Annotated in this window: 15 protein-coding genes; 6 read left to right on the top strand and 9 right to left on the bottom strand. The window is 67.0% G+C overall.

The annotated features are described in order from the left end of the window. Positions 1–16: 16 nt before the first annotated feature. The 3 genes from rocD to NTY77_03695 all read right to left on the bottom strand — a co-directional run bounded on the left by rocD (position 17) and on the right by NTY77_03695 (position 3,260). Positions 17–1,258 (bottom strand): ornithine--oxo-acid transaminase, encoded by a 1,242-nt coding sequence (gene rocD / locus NTY77_03705; GenBank protein ID MCX5794585.1) that lies wholly within the window; start codon positions 1,256–1,258, stop codon positions 17–19. A 19-nt stretch (positions 1,259–1,277) separates the two neighbouring features. Next, positions 1,278–2,630, bottom strand: coding sequence for a cyclic 2,3-diphosphoglycerate synthase (locus tag NTY77_03700; protein ID MCX5794584.1), 1,353 nt, complete (start codon positions 2,628–2,630; stop codon positions 1,278–1,280). A 90-nt stretch (positions 2,631–2,720) separates the two neighbouring features. Then, positions 2,721–3,260: a hypothetical protein gene (locus NTY77_03695; GenBank protein MCX5794583.1), complete on the bottom strand. Its 540-nt coding sequence runs from the start codon at positions 3,258–3,260 to the stop codon at positions 2,721–2,723. 213 nt (positions 3,261–3,473) lie between these two features. Between NTY77_03695 and NTY77_03690 the strand changes: the two genes are divergently transcribed. The 6 genes from NTY77_03690 (at position 3,474) to NTY77_03665 (ending at position 11,397) form a co-directional block, all read left to right on the top strand. Beyond that, positions 3,474–5,360, top strand: a complete 1,887-nt coding sequence (locus NTY77_03690; protein ID MCX5794582.1) for an HAD-IA family hydrolase — start codon at positions 3,474–3,476, stop codon at positions 5,358–5,360. A 92-nt stretch (positions 5,361–5,452) separates the two neighbouring features. Then, a complete protein-coding gene (gene ade / locus NTY77_03685) occupies positions 5,453–7,189 on the top strand; it encodes an adenine deaminase (GenBank protein MCX5794581.1) in 1,737 nt (578 codons plus the stop codon). Further along, entirely contained in the window at positions 7,186–9,462 is a 2,277-nt protein-coding gene (locus tag NTY77_03680) for a caspase family protein (protein MCX5794580.1), read from the top strand. The genes ade and NTY77_03680 overlap by 4 nt, the downstream gene beginning before the upstream one ends. Before the next feature lie 13 nt (positions 9,463–9,475). Next, complete coding sequence (locus tag NTY77_03675) at positions 9,476–10,135, top strand: RluA family pseudouridine synthase (GenBank protein MCX5794579.1); 660 nt, start codon at positions 9,476–9,478, stop codon at positions 10,133–10,135. Positions 10,136–10,228: 93 nt separating this feature from the next. After that, the gene (locus NTY77_03670) at positions 10,229–11,032 is read left to right on the top strand and encodes a hypothetical protein (protein MCX5794578.1); all 804 of its coding nucleotides are present in this window, start codon (positions 10,229–10,231) and stop codon (positions 11,030–11,032) included. 77 nt (positions 11,033–11,109) lie between these two features. Next, complete coding sequence (locus NTY77_03665) at positions 11,110–11,397, top strand: hypothetical protein (protein ID MCX5794577.1); 288 nt, start codon at positions 11,110–11,112, stop codon at positions 11,395–11,397. Between the two features lie 70 nt (positions 11,398–11,467). Here NTY77_03665 and rfbC read toward each other — a convergent pair whose 3' ends face one another. The 6 genes from rfbC to NTY77_03635 are packed head-to-tail and all read right to left on the bottom strand — an operon-like array spanning position 11,468 to position 16,913. Beyond that, complete coding sequence (gene rfbC, locus NTY77_03660; GenBank protein ID MCX5794576.1) at positions 11,468–12,022, bottom strand: dTDP-4-dehydrorhamnose 3,5-epimerase; 555 nt, start codon at positions 12,020–12,022, stop codon at positions 11,468–11,470. Further along, complete coding sequence (locus tag NTY77_03655) at positions 12,022–13,398, bottom strand: lysine 2,3-aminomutase (GenBank protein ID MCX5794575.1); 1,377 nt, start codon at positions 13,396–13,398, stop codon at positions 12,022–12,024. Before NTY77_03655 ends, rfbC begins: the two co-directional genes overlap by 1 nt. Before the next feature lie 24 nt (positions 13,399–13,422). Beyond that, a complete protein-coding gene (locus NTY77_03650; protein MCX5794574.1) occupies positions 13,423–13,962 on the bottom strand; it encodes a hypothetical protein in 540 nt (179 codons plus the stop codon). A 12-nt stretch (positions 13,963–13,974) separates the two neighbouring features. Continuing rightward, positions 13,975–14,745, bottom strand: a complete 771-nt coding sequence (locus NTY77_03645) for a hypothetical protein (GenBank protein MCX5794573.1) — start codon at positions 14,743–14,745, stop codon at positions 13,975–13,977. Between the two features lie 54 nt (positions 14,746–14,799). Continuing rightward, positions 14,800–15,321 (bottom strand): hypothetical protein, encoded by a 522-nt coding sequence (locus NTY77_03640; GenBank protein ID MCX5794572.1) that lies wholly within the window; start codon positions 15,319–15,321, stop codon positions 14,800–14,802. Further along, positions 15,318–16,913 (bottom strand): hypothetical protein, encoded by a 1,596-nt coding sequence (locus NTY77_03635; GenBank protein ID MCX5794571.1) that lies wholly within the window; start codon positions 16,911–16,913, stop codon positions 15,318–15,320. Before NTY77_03635 ends, NTY77_03640 begins: the two co-directional genes overlap by 4 nt. Position 16,914 lies beyond the last annotated feature (1 nt).

The raw sequence follows: 16,914 nt of genomic DNA, 5'->3' as shown, positions 1-16,914 counted from the left end.
ATGGCTTTGCCGGCGTTCAGGTCCCCAGGACCTTCTTGAGGCGCGAGAAGGCCCAGTCGATCTCCTTCTCCGTGATGATCAGCGGCGGCGCCAAGCGGATGACGTGCTCGTGGGTCTCCTTGCAGAGCATGCCCCGGCGCATGAGGTCCTCGCAGAAACGGCGCGCCCCGCCCGCGGCGGCGTGCAGCTCGATGCCCACCAGCAGGCCGCGGCCGCGGACCTCCTTGATGTAGCCGCTCTTGAGGGTGCGCAGCTTGCCCATGAGGTACTCTCCCCTCTGGGCCGAGCGCTCGACCAGGTTCTCGGACTTGAGGACCCGGATGGCGGCGCGGGCCACGGCGCAGGCCAGCGGGTTGCCGCCGAAGGTGGAGCCGTGGTCGCCGGGCTGGTACACGCCCAGGATCTCGTTGGAGGCGCAGACCGCGGAGACGGGCATGGCGCCCCCGCCCAGGGCCTTTCCCAGGATGAGCACGTCGGGGCGGATGCCCTCGTGCTCGAAGGCGAACGTCTTGCCGGTGCGGCCCATGCCGGTCTGGATCTCGTCGAGCATGAGCAGGACGTTGTTCTGCGTGCAGATCTCGCGCGCCTTCTGCAGGTAGCCCGCGGGCGGGATGAGTATGCCGGCCTCAGCCTGGATGGGCTCGACCAAGAACGCCACGGTGTTGGGCGTGATCGCGGCCCGCAGGGCCTCGGCATCGCCGAAGGGCACCACCTTGAAGCCGGGGGTCAGCGGCCCGAAGTCCTTGCGGTACTGCTCGTCGGTGGAGAAGCTCACGATGGTCACGGTGCGGCCGTGGAAGTTGTTGGCCGCCACGATGATCTCGGCCTTGTCCTGGGGCAGTCCCTTCTTGAGACAGCCCCACTTGCGCGCGGTCTTGATGGCGGTCTCCACGGCCTCGGCGCCCGAGTTCATGGGCAGGGCGCGCGGAAAGCCGGTCAGCTCGGAGAGTTCCTTTAGGAAGAGCCCGAGCTGGTCGTTGTGGAAGGCGCGCGAGACCAGCGTGACCTTCTTGGCCTGGTCTATCAAGGCCTTGATGATCTCCGGGTGGCGGTGGCCGTGGTTGAGGGCCGAGTAGGAGCTGAGCATGTCCAGGTACTTGCAGCCCTCCGGGTCCTTCACCCAGACGCCCTTGGCTTCGGAGATGACCACGGGCAGGGGCTTGTAGTTGGGAGTGCCGTAGTTCTCCGAGAACTCGATGAACTCCTGGGTGGGGGTCTTGCTGTCCGGCGTCGCGGTCGTGATCGTGGTCGGTTCCATTGTCGTTTCCATTGGGGGTTCAGGCGGCCATGGCCTTGGCCACGCTGGCGCGCACGGCTTTGGCGACGCTGTCGCGCAGCCCCGCGCCGGTCTCCTTGAGGTCGTAGGTGACCCGGACCGAGGGCTTGTTGATCTTCAGCAGCTTGGTCAGGTCGATGGGCGTGCCGATGATGACCAGGTCGCAGGGGGTGGCGTCGATGGTCTGGCGCAGCTCATCCATCTGTCTGTCCCCATAGCCCATGGCCGGCAGGATGTCCGTGAGGTGGGTGTACTTCTCGAACGTGGTCTTGATCGAGCCCACGGCGTAGGGCCGGGCGTCCACGATCTCCTTGGCGCCCGCGGCGCGCGCGGCCACATGTCCGGCGCCGTAGCGCATCTCGCCGTGGGTGAGCGTCGGGCCGTCCTCGACGACGAGCACGCGCTTGCCCTTGACTAAGGCGGGGTCGGTCACGGTGACCGGGGAGTCGGCGCGGATGATCTTGGCTTGGGGGTTGGCGGCGCGGATGTTCTTCTCCACGAGCTCCACCTTGGCGGCCTCTGCGGTGTCGACCTTGTTGATGATGACCACGTCGGCCATGCGCAGGTTGGTCTCGCCGGGGTAGTAGGCCAGCTCGTGTCCGGGCCGGTGCGGGTCCGTGACCACGATGTGCAGGTCGGGCTTATAGAAGGGCAGGTCGTTGTTGCCGCCGTCCCAGAGGATGACGTCCGCCTCGGCCTCGGCGTGGCGCAGGATCTCGCCGTAGTCCACGCCCGCGTAGAGGATGTTGCCCGCGGCGATGTGCGGTTCGTACTCCTCGCGCTCCTCGATGGTGCACTTGTGCAGGTCCATGTCGGAAAGCTTCTCGAAGCGCTGGCAGATCTGCTTGGTGAGGTCGCCGTAGGGCATGGGGTGGCGGATGACCGCGACCTTCTTGCCCAGGGCCTTGAGGTACTCGCAGACCTTGCGGGTGGTCTGGCTCTTGCCGCAGCCGGTGCGCACGGCGCAGACCGCGATGACGGGCTTCCGGCTCTTGATCATGGTCTGCTTCCAGCCCATGAGGCGGAAGTCCGCGCCCGCGGCGTTCACGATGGAGACCTTGTGCATGACGTCGAGGTGGTTGAGGTCGGAGTAGGCCAAGGTCACCTCGTCGACCTTGTGCTTCTTGATGAGCTCGATGATGTCGCTCTCGTTCTCGATCGGGATGCCCTTGGGGTAGTCGGGGCCGGTGAGCTCCTTAGGATAGACCCGGCCGGCGATGTCCGGGATCTGGGCCGCGGTGAAGGCGACGACCCGATAATCCGATTGGTGCTTCCAGTACACGTTGAAGTCGTGGAAGTCGCGCCCGGCGGCGCCCATGATGATGATGTTCTTTTTGTGGCTCTTGGCAGGCATGTGATGTCCTCCGAAAAGAGATGATCCTATCGAGGACGCAGTATAGCAAAGAAGGGAACTGGCGGGATATCGGGGGGAAGCCGAGCCGTCCTAGCCTTTCTTGAAGAGCGGGGCCGCGGAGTGTCCGAGCAGGCCGCCCAGGAGCCCGCCGATGAGGGCGCCGATGGGGCCTGCGACCAGGGCGCCCACGATGCTGCCCACGGCGACGCCCGCGCCGGCCGCGTAATGCTTCTTGGTGAAGAGCCAGGCCGCGGCGAAGCCCGTGACCGCGCCCGCCGCGATCCCGAGCGCGGTCTTGCTCAGGAAGCTCAAGGGGCCGGGCAGGGGCGGCCCGGCCGAGGCGAGCTTCATTGGCCCGGGGACCGAGGCGGCCTTGGCCCTGGTGTCGGGAGCGGACTTCTGGAGAGTGAGGTTGGAGCGCTGCAGGCCGCGGCCGTCGGCGCTGACCGTGGTCTGCGCGACCTGGCCGCCTTGGAAGGCTGTGCCTCCAAGCTCCTTGGCGTCAGCCGGCGAACGCGCCGATGCCGCTGCCACGCTGACGGCGGACGCGTCCCCGGCGCGGGACAGCGCGTCCTGCGCAAGAACGGGCGCCGCGGCGACGGCCGCGGCCAGGAATCCGGCTATGAGCACGAGATTAGAGTAGCACGCGGCGGCTGGTCCGGCCTGGGCCGTTGGGGAACGGGGGTCTTGGCATGGGGCCTATGGCGGGTAGGCCCGCTGGGTGCCGGGGGTCAACTTTCTTAACTTTTTGACTTTTCGGCTTAGGCCCGGGCCTAGATGGCGTGGGCCCTAGGCCCCTCCCGAGGAGCGGGGCAGGGGGCTACGCTTACTATAAAGATGAACATGGGCTGGCGCAGACAGATGCTCTTCGGCCTGCTGTGGGCCTTGGCCTTGCCGAGCTCGGCCGGGGTCCAGAGCAAGGTCGTTGTGGAGCCCGTAGGCGAGTTGCGCCTCGGGAATGTCAGCGGCATGCAGACCCCGGGAGTGGGCCAGGGGATCACCTCTTCCCTCGTCCTGAACACGACTCTCTCCGGCAACTTGGGATTGGTCCCGGCGGTTCATCCGGACCTCAAGCCGGTGGTGGCCATCAACGCGCCGGCGGCTTTGCCTACGCCTCTGGTCCCGATCTCGGGCGCGCCGGCCCCGGCAGCAGTGATCCCGCAGTCTCCGGCCATGCCTTTCCCGACCGCCCGGGGTCCTCCGCAATCCCAGGCTGAGCTCCCTTCGGAAGTCTCGGCTTTCCTGGCGAGCGCCAAGTCCGCTCCGGACTCCGAGGAGACTCGCGGCTTCCTGGCTTCGCTGCCGGCCCGCTTCGATGGGATGTCCCATGACGAGAGGGGGGCGGTGCTGGCCGGGCTGGAGGACGCCGCGAAATCGGCTCCGAAGGCCCTGCATCTGCGCAAGGCTCTGCAGGCTTTGATCGTGCGCGATGAGGTCGAGCTGGTCGAGCCGCGCTTGCGGAATCAAGCGATTTCAGCGGCCCGAAAAGAGGATGTGGCCTCCAAGACGGCGTATCAGGATGTGCGCTGGTACCATCACTTCCTGCCGGGGATCGTGCATCCTGAGGCGGATGGCGTGGCCCAACGCGAGGATCTGTCCATCAATCTGCACGTGAAGAAGGGCTGGGAGAAGATGCCTTCCTTCACGGCCTTTTACCGCGCGCTCTTCGCGCATGAGTACACGCACCGGCTGCAGTTCGAGGGTCACGTGACCGAGAAGTTGGGCATGGAGATCCCGCCTGTGGGCACGGAGATCCTGCGGGGCATCGAGTTGGTGGGGCTGGAGGGTCTGCGGCAGGGGTTGATCGGCTTCATCACGGAGAGCGTCCTCTCTGGTTTCGATCAGGGGCAGAAGTGGATGCGGTCCGAGCAGCGGGCCGAGGGGCATGGGCTTTACTGGAAGGGCTTCTTGGCTGGTGCGGCTTACGAGCTGGCGTTTCAGACCGGGCGCTGGGCGGACGCCTGGGCCTTCCACCGACAGGTCTCCGCCGGGAAGTCATTGCAGGAGGCCGAGAAGGCTGTCCGGGCTTCGGACCCTATCTCCAAGCTGACCAGCCGCAGGCCTGATGCGGTCCTCTTTGACTGGGACAATACTATGGTCGACGAGCGGGGCGTTGTGGATGCCATCCGCATGCGGCTGTTCAGCGAGCTGGGCGTGCCGACGCCTACCCTTGAAGAGGCGAACCGGATGTGGCGCACGGACCGGGACGCCTTTTATGACGGATACTTCCCTGGGATCTCAAGGGACAAGGTGAACTCGACTTACTATGCGATCATGGAACGGGTGCGCCGGGAGAAGGAGCGCAGCGGCGAGCCGCTCAATCCGCTTCTGCCGGGCGTGAAGGAGACTTTAGCGGCGCTCAAACGGCAAGGGGTGCCGCTGGCGGTGGTGAGCAATAAGCCGCATGAGCAGCTGGTGCGGGAGCTTAAGACTTTGGGCCTCGAGGATGCTTTTTCCTATGTCCAAGGCCATACGGAAGCGCGCGAGCTCAAGCCCTCGCCGCAGCCGATCGTGGAGGCGATGAAGGCGATGGGCGTGGCGGGCGGCAATGTGTGGTACGTGGGAGACGAGCTGGGCGACCTGGCCGCGGCGCATGGCGCGGGGGCGCAGGGGATCTTCTTTGGGACGCGGGATGCCGATGTGGTGAGGCAGGGCGCGGCGGGGGAAGTGGTGCAGGTGGATGACCATCGCCAGTTCCTGGATGCCGTCGTCAAGAAGCTGCCGCATTAAGCCGGGAATCGAGCCCGTCGCGCACGGGTTTGTGAACTTTGTGAGGGTCTGACCCCTCATTTGATAGAATCCACTGGCGGGGGTCAACCATAATGCTCCATCCCATCATCGACAAGGCCATGTCGGACATCCGTGAGACCATCGAGATCGCCGGCGGCAAGCGCCGCGTGGACCTCCTCCTGCGCAACGCCCGCGTCATAAACACCTTTTCCGGCGACGTGCACAAGACCGACGTCGCCATCCACATGGGCCGCATCGTCGGCTTCGGCAAGTACAAGGCCAAGAGCAGCCTCGACCTGCGCGGCGCCTACCTGGCCCCCGGCTTCATCGACGGCCACGTGCACATCGAGAGCACCATGGTCAAGGTGCCCGAGTTCGGCCGCATCATCGTCCCCCGCGGCACCACGACCGTGGTCGCCGACCCCCACGAGATCGCCAACGTCCTCGGCCTAGACGGCATCCGCTATATGCTCGCCTCCAGCCTCAACTCGGTGCTGGGCGTCTACATCATGCTGCCCTCCTGCGTGCCCGCCACCGCGCTGGAGACCGCGGGTGCGGAACTCTCCGGCCACGACCTCAGCCTCCTGCTCAACGACGAGCGCGTCCTGGGCCTGGCCGAGATGATGAACTACCCCGGCGTGGTCCACGGCGCCATAGACGTCCTGGAGAAGATCTCCATCGCGCGCGGCAAGCGCATCGACGGCCACGCCCCCATGGTCAGCGGCAAGGACCTCAACGCCTACGTCTCGGCCGGCATCAAGTCCGACCACGAGTGCACCACGGTCGAGGAAGCCCGCGAGAAGCTCCGGGCCGGCATGTTCATCATGATCCGGGAAGGCACGGCGGCCAAGAACCTCAAGGCCCTGCTGCCCTTGGTCAACTCCGAGAATTCGCGCAAGTGCCTCTTTGTCACGGACGACCGGCACCTCGACGACATCTTCGCCCAAGGCCACATGGACCACCTCGTGCGTAGCGCCATCCGCCTGGGGGTGGAACCCATCCGCGCCATCCAGATGGCCAGCATCAACACGGCCGAGTACTTCGGCATCAAGGACCTCGGCGCCGTGGCGCCGGGCTACCGCGCCGACCTCATCGTGTTCGACGACTTCAAGAAGCTCAAGATCTCCAAGGTCATCAAGGACGGCAGGCTCGTGGCCGAGAACGGCGTGCTCAAGCCTTCTGCCGTCACCGACTATAAGGGGAAGGTCCGCGGCACCATGAACGTGCGCTGGATCGAGTACGAGGACTTCGCCATCAAGGCGGAAGGCAAGAAGGCCCGCGTCATCGGCGTGGTGCCGGACCAGATCGTGACCAAGAGCCTGGTCTGCCCCGTGAAGACGGACGGAGGCTTCGTCACCGCGGACCCGGCCAGGGACATCCTGAAGGTGGCGGTCATCGAGCGGCACATGGCCTCGGGCCGCATCGCCAAGGGCCTGGTCAAAGGCTTCGGCCTCAAGAAAGGCGCCATCGCCTCGTCCATCTCGCACGACTCGCACAACATCGTGGTCATCGGGGTGCACGACGGGGACATGTACACCGCCGCGGTCCAGGTGGTCAAGATGCAGGGCGGCATCGTGGCTGCCTCCAACGGCCAAGTCATCGAGGCTCTGCCTCTGCCCATCGCCGGCCTCATGTCCGACCGCAGCTCGGAGTTCGTGCGCGAGAAGCTGCACCGCCTCATCGCCGCGGCGCATTCCATGGGCTCCAGGCTCAAGGACCCTTACATGGCCATGTCTTTCCTGACCTTGCCGCCCATACCCGAGCTCAAGATCACGGACCGCGGCATCATAGACGCCGTGAACTTCAAGGTCGTGTCCCTCTTTATATGAGGCGCTCGGCCGCGGTCCTGGGCCTGCTGCTGGCCGCCTCCTCTTTGCGCGCCGCGGGCGTGCAGGTCCCCGAGTGCCGGCCACCCAAGCCCTACAACAAGGCCCAGGCCTGGTGGATGACCCAGCTGCCCGCGCCCGGCGAAGGCGGGGCCCGCGCCGCCATGGCCGTCATCTCCTTGCCCATCTACGCCGGCTGCGCGGTGCTCGACGTCCTGGCTTTCCCGCTGCGGGCGGTCTACAACGCAGGCCCGCGCTGCGCGGAGCGCGATGAGGCCCTGGCCGCCAGCCGCTCTCTGGACAGCGAGATCGCCAAGGCCCAGCGGCGCCGGGCCAAACTCAAGGAGGTCGCGGCCGGGACCCCGCCCAAACTGGTCTTGTCGGCCGAGTTCGACGACAGCGGCTCCAAAGGCGCCAAGCGCAACAACATGCTCGACGCCGAGGAGAGCGCTGGCCTGCGCCTGACCGTGCGCAACGAAGGCACGGGCCCGGCGCATGCGGTCTCGCTCTTCGTGGAGAGGGAGAGCGGCCCCTTCGATGTCGAATTGGGCGAGGCCCCGGAGCTCGGCGACCTTCCCGCCGGCCGGACGCGCTCCGTGCGGGTGCCGGTCTCCGCGGCGGAAGCTTTGTCAGGGGGAAACCTCATTCTGCGCGTCGAAGCCAAGGAAGAGCTCGGCTACGACGCGGACCCCATACTTTTGGTCATCCCCACCGCCGCCTTGCCCGCGCCGGACCTGGAGGTCTCGGACACCGGTCTGGGCAGGGGAGCCCAGGAACTGGCTCTGGGCGTTCCCATCAGCCTGCGCCTGCGCGTGGCCAACAAAGGGGAAGGCCTAGCCCGCGAGGTCAAAGTCCGCCTCATGGCCCAGGACCAGGACATCAACCTGGCGGCGCCCGAACAGGTGGATCTCGGCGACTTGGCGCCCTTCGGCTCGCGCGAAGCGGCATTCCAGCTTTCGTTGAGCAAGCACTACAAGGGTTCGCTGGACCTGCCGGTCTTCGCCGTGTTGAGCGAGAAGCACCCGCTCTTCAGCAAGCCGGCGGTGCGCCTGCCCTTGCGCCTGGGCGCCAAGCTGGCGACCCTGCGCACCGTCTCCGCCGGTCCCCGCCAGCCGCCCAGACTGGAATACGACATCTCCCGCCAGGACAGCGACGGCAGCGGCATACTCGAAGGCGGCAAGGAGCTCGCCTTGAAAGTCCGCCTCAAGAACTCCGGGACGGGCGTGGCCCGGGGCGTGGCCCTGGCCCTTGCCGGCAGCAAGCCTCTCGTGGAACTGCTGGGCAACGGGCGGGCCGTGGGCGACATGGCGCCCGGACAGGAGGAGACGATAGTCCTCAAAGGCACATTGCCGAGTGTCCTGCCGGCCAAGGCGAGCCTGGATATCCGGGTCTCCGAGATGCTGGGCTACGCCCCGGCGCAGATCAAACGGCTCTCCTTCTCCTTCAAGAGCGCCGCGACCTCGGTGCAGCGAGTGGTCGACGTGGACCTGGTGCCGAGCAGCGCCTTCCGGGCGCCGGAGCGCTTCGCCGTGGTCATCGGCGTGGGCAAGCATCGCGACGCCGGGATAGCTCCGCTGGCCAATGCGCGCCACGACGCCGAGACCGTGGCCCGCTACCTGCAGGAGGCCGGGGGCGTCAGCAAGGAACACCTCAAGGTGCTCGTCGACGAGAACGCTTTGATGACTGATTTCAAGGAAGTCTTCGAGAGTTGGCTGCCGCGCATGGTCAAGGCGGCGGGCGGCGGGGCCGAGGTGGTGGTCTACTACGCCGGCCACGGCACCCCGGACCCTTTGAGCGGAGACTACCAGCTGGTGGTGCCGTTCGAAGGCGGCGCGGAGCATCGCGAGGGGCTCTTCCCGCTGGCCGGGGTGTTCGCGGCCTTGGAGAAGGCGCATGCCAGAGCCGCGGTGGTCATCTTGGACTCGTGCTTCGCCGGCGGCGGCCGATCCTTGGCGGCCTTGGGCCGGCCTTTGATCCCGGCCCAGAGGCTGTCCCTGCCTCCCGGGTCCGCTTTTTTGGCCGCTTCTTCCGGCAGCCAGACCAGCAACGAGAAGAAGGACTCCAGCCACGGCCTGTTCACTTATTTTCTGCTGGCGGGCCTCCAGGGCGAGGCGGACGCGGACCACGAGGGCAAAGTGCAGCTCGGAGAGCTCGCCGGCTATTTGCGCAGGATGGTCCCCAAAGCCGCGGCCGACGAGCTCGGCGCGGCGCAGGAGCCGGAAGTCCGGCCCGAGCCCCTGGGCGGATTGTCCGATACCGTTTTGACCGGCTACTGAGACTGCGGCTGCGATGGAACAAGCGCGGCTGCGCATCGTCTACGAGGACGGCCGCATCCTGGCCGTGGACAAGCCCGCGGGCCTGGCCGTCATCCCCGGGAGGGGGCTGGCGGAAGAGCCGTTGAGCCTGCAGGCCAGCCGCGCTGTCGGCGGCAAGGCCTTCGTGGTCCACCGCCTCGACCGAGGCGCCAGCGGCCTGGTGATCTTCGCCAAGGACGCGGCCACGCACCGGGACCTCAGCCTGCTCTTCGAAGGCGGGCGCATGCGCAAGCTCTACCTGGCCTTGGTCCAGGGGCGCCTCGAAGGAGGCGGCGTCGTGGACCGGCCCCTGCGGGCTTTCGGTTCCGGACGCATGGGCCTCTGCGCGAAGGGGTCGGGCAAGGCGTCGCTGACGCGCTACCGGGTGCTGGGGCGCGCCGAGCAGGCCAGCCTGCTTGAGGCCGCTCCCGAGACCGGCCGGCGCCACCAGATCCGGGTCCACCTGCACAGCCTCGGCCATCCCATACTGGGAGATCCGCTCTACGGCCAGGACCGGCCCGTGGGAGGCGTCGGACGCCTCATGCTCCACGCCTGGCGGCTCGACTTCGAGCTCGACCGGGCCTCCTACCGGCTCTGCTCTGCCCCCGGAGCGGATTTCCTTGGGGTCCTAGGACGCTACGGCCTGTCGCTATAGGCCGTTTTCCAGGGTGGTTTTGGGCCTATGGTCCCAGGGGGGATGGCGCGCATCCTGATAGAATGATGGTGTCGCTATCTTAGGAGGTCACGGATGAGAAAGACGCTGCTCCTAGCCGCTCTGGCCGCCGTCGTCTGCACGGTCCCCGGTTCAGCCAAGGACCTGGATGTGGAGTCCTTGTTCAGCCTCAAGATCGGCGAGGCGCTGGCCGATATGCGCGCCCAGACCCCGATCCAGGACCCGATGAAGGTCCAGCGCATCAACGCCGTGAGCCGGGCCTTGCTCGCCATGAACGACGGCCCGGAGATCGGCGGCCAGGTGGTCGCTGCCGTCAGGGACAAGGGCACCCTCATCGACTTCCGCAAGCAGTCCCAGAGCTCGGTCATGGACTGCCCGGCTGGCGCGGTCGACCCCCACGAGGGCTGTGCCCGCGTCCTCTACATCAGCGACACGGTGTCCCTCTACCCCCGCGTCCTGGCCCCGCTCATCGCGCGGGAGATGGCCAAGCTCATGGTCGGCGACATGATGGACTGCGCGGAGCGGCGCTACATGGAGCGCTCCATCGAGGTCCGCTCCTGGCTCGAACTGGGCGGCGACAGGACCCGCCTGCCCGTCATCGAGCCTTTGGACGGCTATGCGGACGCGGCCCTGGCCAAGGAATTCAAGGTCTGGCTCGACAACAAATCCGAGATGGCCCTCTACCGCATCGCCCAGGAGACCAAGACCAGCGAATTGCCGGACCTCATGGCCGAGACCGACGCCCAATTGGCCAAGCTCCAAGCCAACGACCCCGCCCGGGAGATGCTGCTCTCGATCCGGAAGGATGAGGATATCGCCAACAAGCGCTTCGTGGCTTTCCTGCTGGCAGAGAACGACTGGCGGCAGGCCAATCCCTGAACCGGGTTCGAACTTTTTCAAGGGTCATCCGTATTATATATGTGCACAACACAGCCCCTCTCAGAGGTGGCTACATCATGATGGAGGTACCTGTAAAAATGTTCAAGCTCCTCGTTAGCGTCGTTGCCTTGCTCGGCTTCTCCTGCGCCGCGTTCGCCCAAGCCCCGGCCACCCCGGCCGCCGCCCCGGCGGTTGACCAGAGCCAGCCCGCGCCGAAGGCTGAAAAGAAGGCCAAGAAAGAAGCCAAGAAGGAAGCCAAGAAGGCCGCCAAGAAGCACCACAAGAAGGGCATGAAGGACGAGAAGGCCGTTGAGCCCGCCACCCCGGCGACGCCCGCGACCCCGGCCGCCCCGGCGACCAAGTAAGACCTGAGATCCGAAACAACAGCCCCCGCGCAAGCGGGGGCTGTTCGTTTTGGCGGGGACTTAGGCCGGGCTAGGGATAGACGAAGCCGGGGTCGGCCTCTCTGAGCAACGGCAGGCCGCGATCCTTCGCCGAGACCAGCGGCCGCGGCTCGGGCCAGGTTATGCCCAAGGCCGGGTCGTCCCAGCGGATGCCGGCATCCTGTTCGGCCGCCCAGTAGTCCGTGACCTTGTACATCACGTCCGCCTGCTCCGAGAGCGCGCAGAAGCCGTGGGCGAAGCCCGCCGGTATCCAGAACATGCGGTTGCCCTCGTCCGAGAGCTCGACGGAGGTCCACTTCCCGTAGGAGGGGGAGCCTCGGCGCAGGTCCACGGCCACGTCGAAGATGCGCCCGCGCAGGCAGCGTACGAGCTTGCCCTGGGGGCGGGGAGGCTTCTGGAAATGCAGGCCGCGCAGCACGCCTTGGCGGGAGCGGGAGAGGTTGTCCTGCAACAAGGGGGGCAGTCCCAGGCCGCGCAGCTCGTCCTCGCGGGAGCTCTCCATGAAGAAGCCCCTCTCGTCCGGGAAGGAGCGCCCATCGATGAGGAGCAGCCCCGGGAGCCGGTAGGGCGTGGACTTGAAGGGCATCAGGGATGCGCCGGGGCCTTCGCCTTGTGCGAGCGCCAGAACGCGACCCCTTCCGGCGGCAAGGTGTAGACCGGGTCGTAGTACTCGTAGCGCCGCGAGAGCGCCTCGGGGTCGTCATGCTCGATGGAGGTGCGGTAGTTCTTGGTCCAGTAGGAGATGCCCTTGACCCGGTCGTAGTCCGCCAGCTGGTGGATCCAGCGCTTGCCCACGAAGGGGACGTCGCAGGTGACCCGAGGGGTGGCGAAGCCCGGCAGATAGCCCATGATGTCGTGCTGCAGGGCCTGGGCCTCGGCCACGGAGAGGCGCCAGTGCTCGGAGTTCGGGATGATGTCGCACATGTAGAAGTAGTAGGGCATGATGCGGGCGTGGTCGATCATCATGAAACAGAGCTCCAGCATGTCCTGGACCGAGCTGTTGACTCCCCGCATGAGCACGCCCTGGTTGCGGACGTCCCGGAACCCGACGTCAAGGATCTTGCGCACGGCCTTGCCCACCAAAGGAGTGACCTGGGAGGCGCAATTGATGTGCGTGTGCATGGCGATGTCGATGTTGCGCTCGCGCGCCTTCTTGGCCAAGCGCTCCAGCCCGCGCAGGACTTCGTCCTGCAGGAAGTGCTGGGGCAGGCCCTGCAGGCCCTTGGTGGCCAAGCGTATGTCGCGGATGTTGGGGATGTCCATGAGCGCGGACACGAAAGGCTCAAGCTGGGCGATGGGCACGTTGGCGATGTCGCCTCCAGAGACCACCACGTCGCGCACCGCGGGGGTCTTGCGCAGATACTCGAGGATACTCTCAAAGCGCTCCTTGGGAGGGGTCTGGAACTTGCCCTTCTTGACCTGGGCGGTAGAGAGGCCGACGAGGTCCATGCGCGTGCAGTGGCCGCAGTACTGGGGGCAGGTCGCGACCAACTCGGCCAGGACCTTGGTGGGGTAGCGGTGGGTGAGGCCTTCCACCGCCCACATCTCGCTCTCGTGCAGGCTGTCGCGCGAGGCCATGGGATGGGAGGGCCACTGGGGATGGCGGTCGCTGGCCGCGGGCAGCATGTAGCGGCGCACCGGGTCGGCGCGCAGGTCGCGCTCGTCCATGCAGTTGATCATCTGGGGCGGCATGAGGATGGACATGGTGGCCCAGTCGCGCTGGTCCGCCTCAAGGTCCGCGAGCAAAGCATCATCGAGGAAGATCCCCAGGACGGCCTTGAGCTCCTTGAGGTTCTTGACCGTGTGCTGGCGCTGCCACAGGGCGCTCTCCCACTCCTTCTGGGACACGTCCTTGTAGCCGGGCAGGCGGCGCCAGTCCGGCTCTATATATCGGCGCTGGAGGGGATATTTGAAGGGCTGTTGGGCGGAATCGGCTTTGACGGTCTTGGCTGTACTCTTCATGCGCCTATTGTAGCCGGTTTGCGGTCAGCCGCGCAAGGAACGGCGCAGCTCGCGGCCGCACCAGATCAGGGCTACGACCGAGGCCAGCGCCAGTAGGCCGGAGCCGGCCTGGACTGCGGCCGGGGCGCGCCCCATGTTGAGGGCGAAAGCCCAGGACAGGCCGCTGGCCGAGACCGTGGCGCCGCCGGCCAGGAGCAGGCCGCGGGCCGCGGCGGGACGGCTCTGGGCGCGCAGGCTGCGCCACAGCGGTACCAGGTAGATGAGCTGGAGCAGCCCGGCCCAGAGCAGCCAGGCCCTCAGGAAATCCGAAAGCCAGCGGCCCATGGAATGGCCCTCGTCGAGGCTGTAGGGGGAATAGGCCAAGAGCGGTATGCAGGCGAGCAGGCAGAAAAGGTGGCCCCAAAGCAAGGAGCTCACGCCGGTCGCGGCGCGGTCGGTCGGCGTCGGGTGGGGCTGGGCGTCGAGCAGTCCGCTGGGGCCGCTTTCGCGCTCTAGGCCAATGCGGACGTAGTAAGCCAGACCGGCCAGGGCCGCGAGCAGGACCGCCAGCTGGATATCGCTCAAGGCCTCGGCAGCCTACTTGCGGCTGACGCGGCCCCTTTCGTCTATGCTCAGGCCGTGATTCCGTTTGAGCTCTTCGAGGATGGCTTCGGCCGAGTAGCCGAAGTTGGCGGTGCGGTTGCCGATGTCGTTGAGCAGCGCCTTGAGCCGGCTGGGCGGGTTCTTGGCCCGGGAGAGCATGCGCTCGTAGGCGATGGTCACCTCTTCCAGGGACTTGGCGGGGGACGGACGAGCCGGAGCGGAGGCCGGTACTTCCGCCGGCGCGGCCGTCGTCTCGGTCACGGCCGCCGGCTTGGCGGCTCGGCTCCGGCCCCGGCCGCCGCGGCGGGACCGCGATGAGCGGCTGGAGGAAGTCGAAGAGGAACGGCGCGTGGAAGCGGAGCGGGACATCTCCTCCCGATCCGGGTGCGAGGTCCACAGGGTGGCCACGCGGCCCACGCGCTGAAGCTCCTGGACGATGCCGGTGAGCGCCTTGTCGTTGGTCACGATGGAGAACGGCACGTGCATGGGGATGCTGGCGTGCAACAGGCCCGCGTGCATGGACATGACGAAGTCCGCCGCGTTCTTGGTTCCCAGCGGCGCGACGATGTTCGCGAACAGGGGCAGGCCGCCGATGCGCTTCTGGAGGCTCTTGGACAGCTCGGCTTTGGCCCGGAGGAAGACACGGACCAAGGTGGACTGGGTCAGGACGAAATCAGACGGCAGGTGCGGGTCATTGTCCGCGTCGATGAGCAGGACCGAGTCCACCAGTCCGGCGCGGAGGGTCGATTGATCGGTGTTTTCCATGATGGGCTATTATAGGTTATTTGGCGGGGAAGGGAGGGGCTGCCGGCCGGGGCGCTATTTCTTGATGAGCGAGAAGTCGGACAGGAACTCCCGCCAGGCCGCCTCACCGGAGTCTTCCGGGTCCGGCACGGGGCTCTCGTGCGCCCAGCTGAGGACCAGGAACCTGCGGCCGACTGGCAGGATGCAGAACTCCTCCGCGGCGAGCTCCGGCGGGCCGGCTCTGGCCGTGTCGGGGTCGCCGAGGTTGATGGGGTAGCCATGGCGGTAGAACCAGACCCGCAGTCCGCCCACCGTAGCCTCGCGGACCCGCTCCGGCGGGCTTCCCATGGTCGTGGCCTCGAAGCCCTTGAGGTAGTCATGGAGCCCGAGGTAGCGGGAACCCTCGCCGCCGAAGAGCCTCGCGCTGATGATGTCCGAGCCCAGGGAAAGGCGCAGGGCCGGGTCGTTGCCTTCCGTCCTCCTGACCGTCCAGCCCTCCTGCGCCTGGACCTTGGCCACGCCGGCGAAATCGGCGAGTTGCTTGACCGGGGCGGCCGCGGCGGGGCAGAGCAGGACGGCCAGGACGAAGGCCCTCATGTCTTCCAGTGGCCGGGTTGTGCCTTCTGGTCGTCCTGACGCATCTTCTTGAGCTCGTCCCAGCTGACCTGGCCGGGCGGCGGCGGGGAGACGGTCTCGCAGCTCCTGCCCCGGACCAGCTCCTCCAGGCGCGCCCGGCGCGCCTGGACCCGGGCCTCTTCCTGGGCGAAGAAATCGCGGCTGAATTGGCCTTGCATATCCTGCAGGCGCGGGCCGCCGGACGGGCCCGCGAAGGACTTGATGTTCGCCTCCAGGCGTGCTGCGATGCCCTTGAGGGCCTCGCCGCGGGCGGGCAGGGACTTCTGGGAAACGAGGTCGATCTTCTCGGTCACGGAGCGGAAGGAGCCGCGGTCCATCTTGTGCACCGTGACGAAATGCTCGATGACCGGACGCCAGCCCTGCGCCTGCGCGATGGCTTGGGGGGTGGCGGCCAGCTCCTCGTTGGTCCGCTCGAGGCGGGCCTGCAAAGTGCCCAGCATGTCCCGGCTCTCGGCCGGGCTGACGGTCGTCGCGTAGTAGGGCAAGGTAGTCTGGAGCGTGCGGTGGTAGGCCTCGGGGTCCTTGAGATAGCTCCAGATGAGGGGGGTATGGATCTTGCCGCCGAGCTCGGCTTCCACGGTCCAGCCGACCAGGCGGGCGTTGGTCTCGTTGTCCCGATAATAGGAGTTATAGGCATCCAGGACTCCGGCCCGCTTGGCGCCGACCGTCTCCAGTCCGTGGCCCAGAAGCTCGTGGGCCAAGGTCGGGGCCAGCTTGCTCTGCCGGAAATAGCGGTCGGTCTTAAGGAAATCCTGGTTGACGAGGATCTCGACGGTCTCGCCGGACGTGTCCGTCACGGCGTACGTGCCGCTGAGCACCTTCTTGCCGTTCACTTCCAGGACCTGCGAGCCCTCGAAGGCGCCGAAGGAGATCCGGGCCTTGGCGCCCGTGGCGGAGAACTCATCGGCGAGCTGGCGGCCGGTGGGTGTGGCGAGCACGAGGCCGACGGCCTCCTGGAGGGAGGCTTTCTGCTCCGCGTCGCCGGCCAGCTCGACTTGGCGCAGGAAGCGCCCCGCCAGACCGTCTGCGTCTCCGGCCACGACCAGCTGTCCGGGGGGCTTCTCTCCCCAAGCCGGCCCCGCCGGCGCTTTGCCCAAGGATGCGGCATTGAGGCTGGAGAGGAATTCCCGGTCGGCCTGGGCCAGGAGGGGGGCGCGGTACCAATACAGCAGGAGAGCTCCTTTGCGGTCCGCGTCCTGGATGAGCCCCGACTTCTGCTTTTCGCGCAGGACCGAGACCACGGCTTCGGCGCGGGTCTTGAGCAAGGACTGGGCCGCGGCGTTGGTCAGGAGATGGGCGCTGCGGTCGGCGGCCTTGGCGTCGTCGAGGTAGCTGCCCCGGCGGACGAAGCGGCCGTTGTCCAGGCTCTGGAGGTAGGGCAGTTCATCAGGCAGCAGACCAGGCGTCGCGCGCAGGTCCAGGGGCTCGGCGGGCTGGAGCGTCGCCGGGGGGGATGACGGAGGCGAGTCGCAGTATTTGCAGGAAAAGGCGGGCGCGCTCCACAGGACGGCCAGGAGTGCCGCGAAGAACGCGCGCCTGAGGATCAGGGTCATC

The sequence above is a fragment of the Elusimicrobiota bacterium genome (genome assembly GCA_026388095.1).
Lineage (GTDB): Bacteria > Elusimicrobiota > Elusimicrobia > UBA1565 > UBA9628 > UBA9628.
The sequence above is the reverse complement of the archived record's forward strand: the minus strand, read 5'-3'. Positions and strand labels throughout refer to the sequence as shown.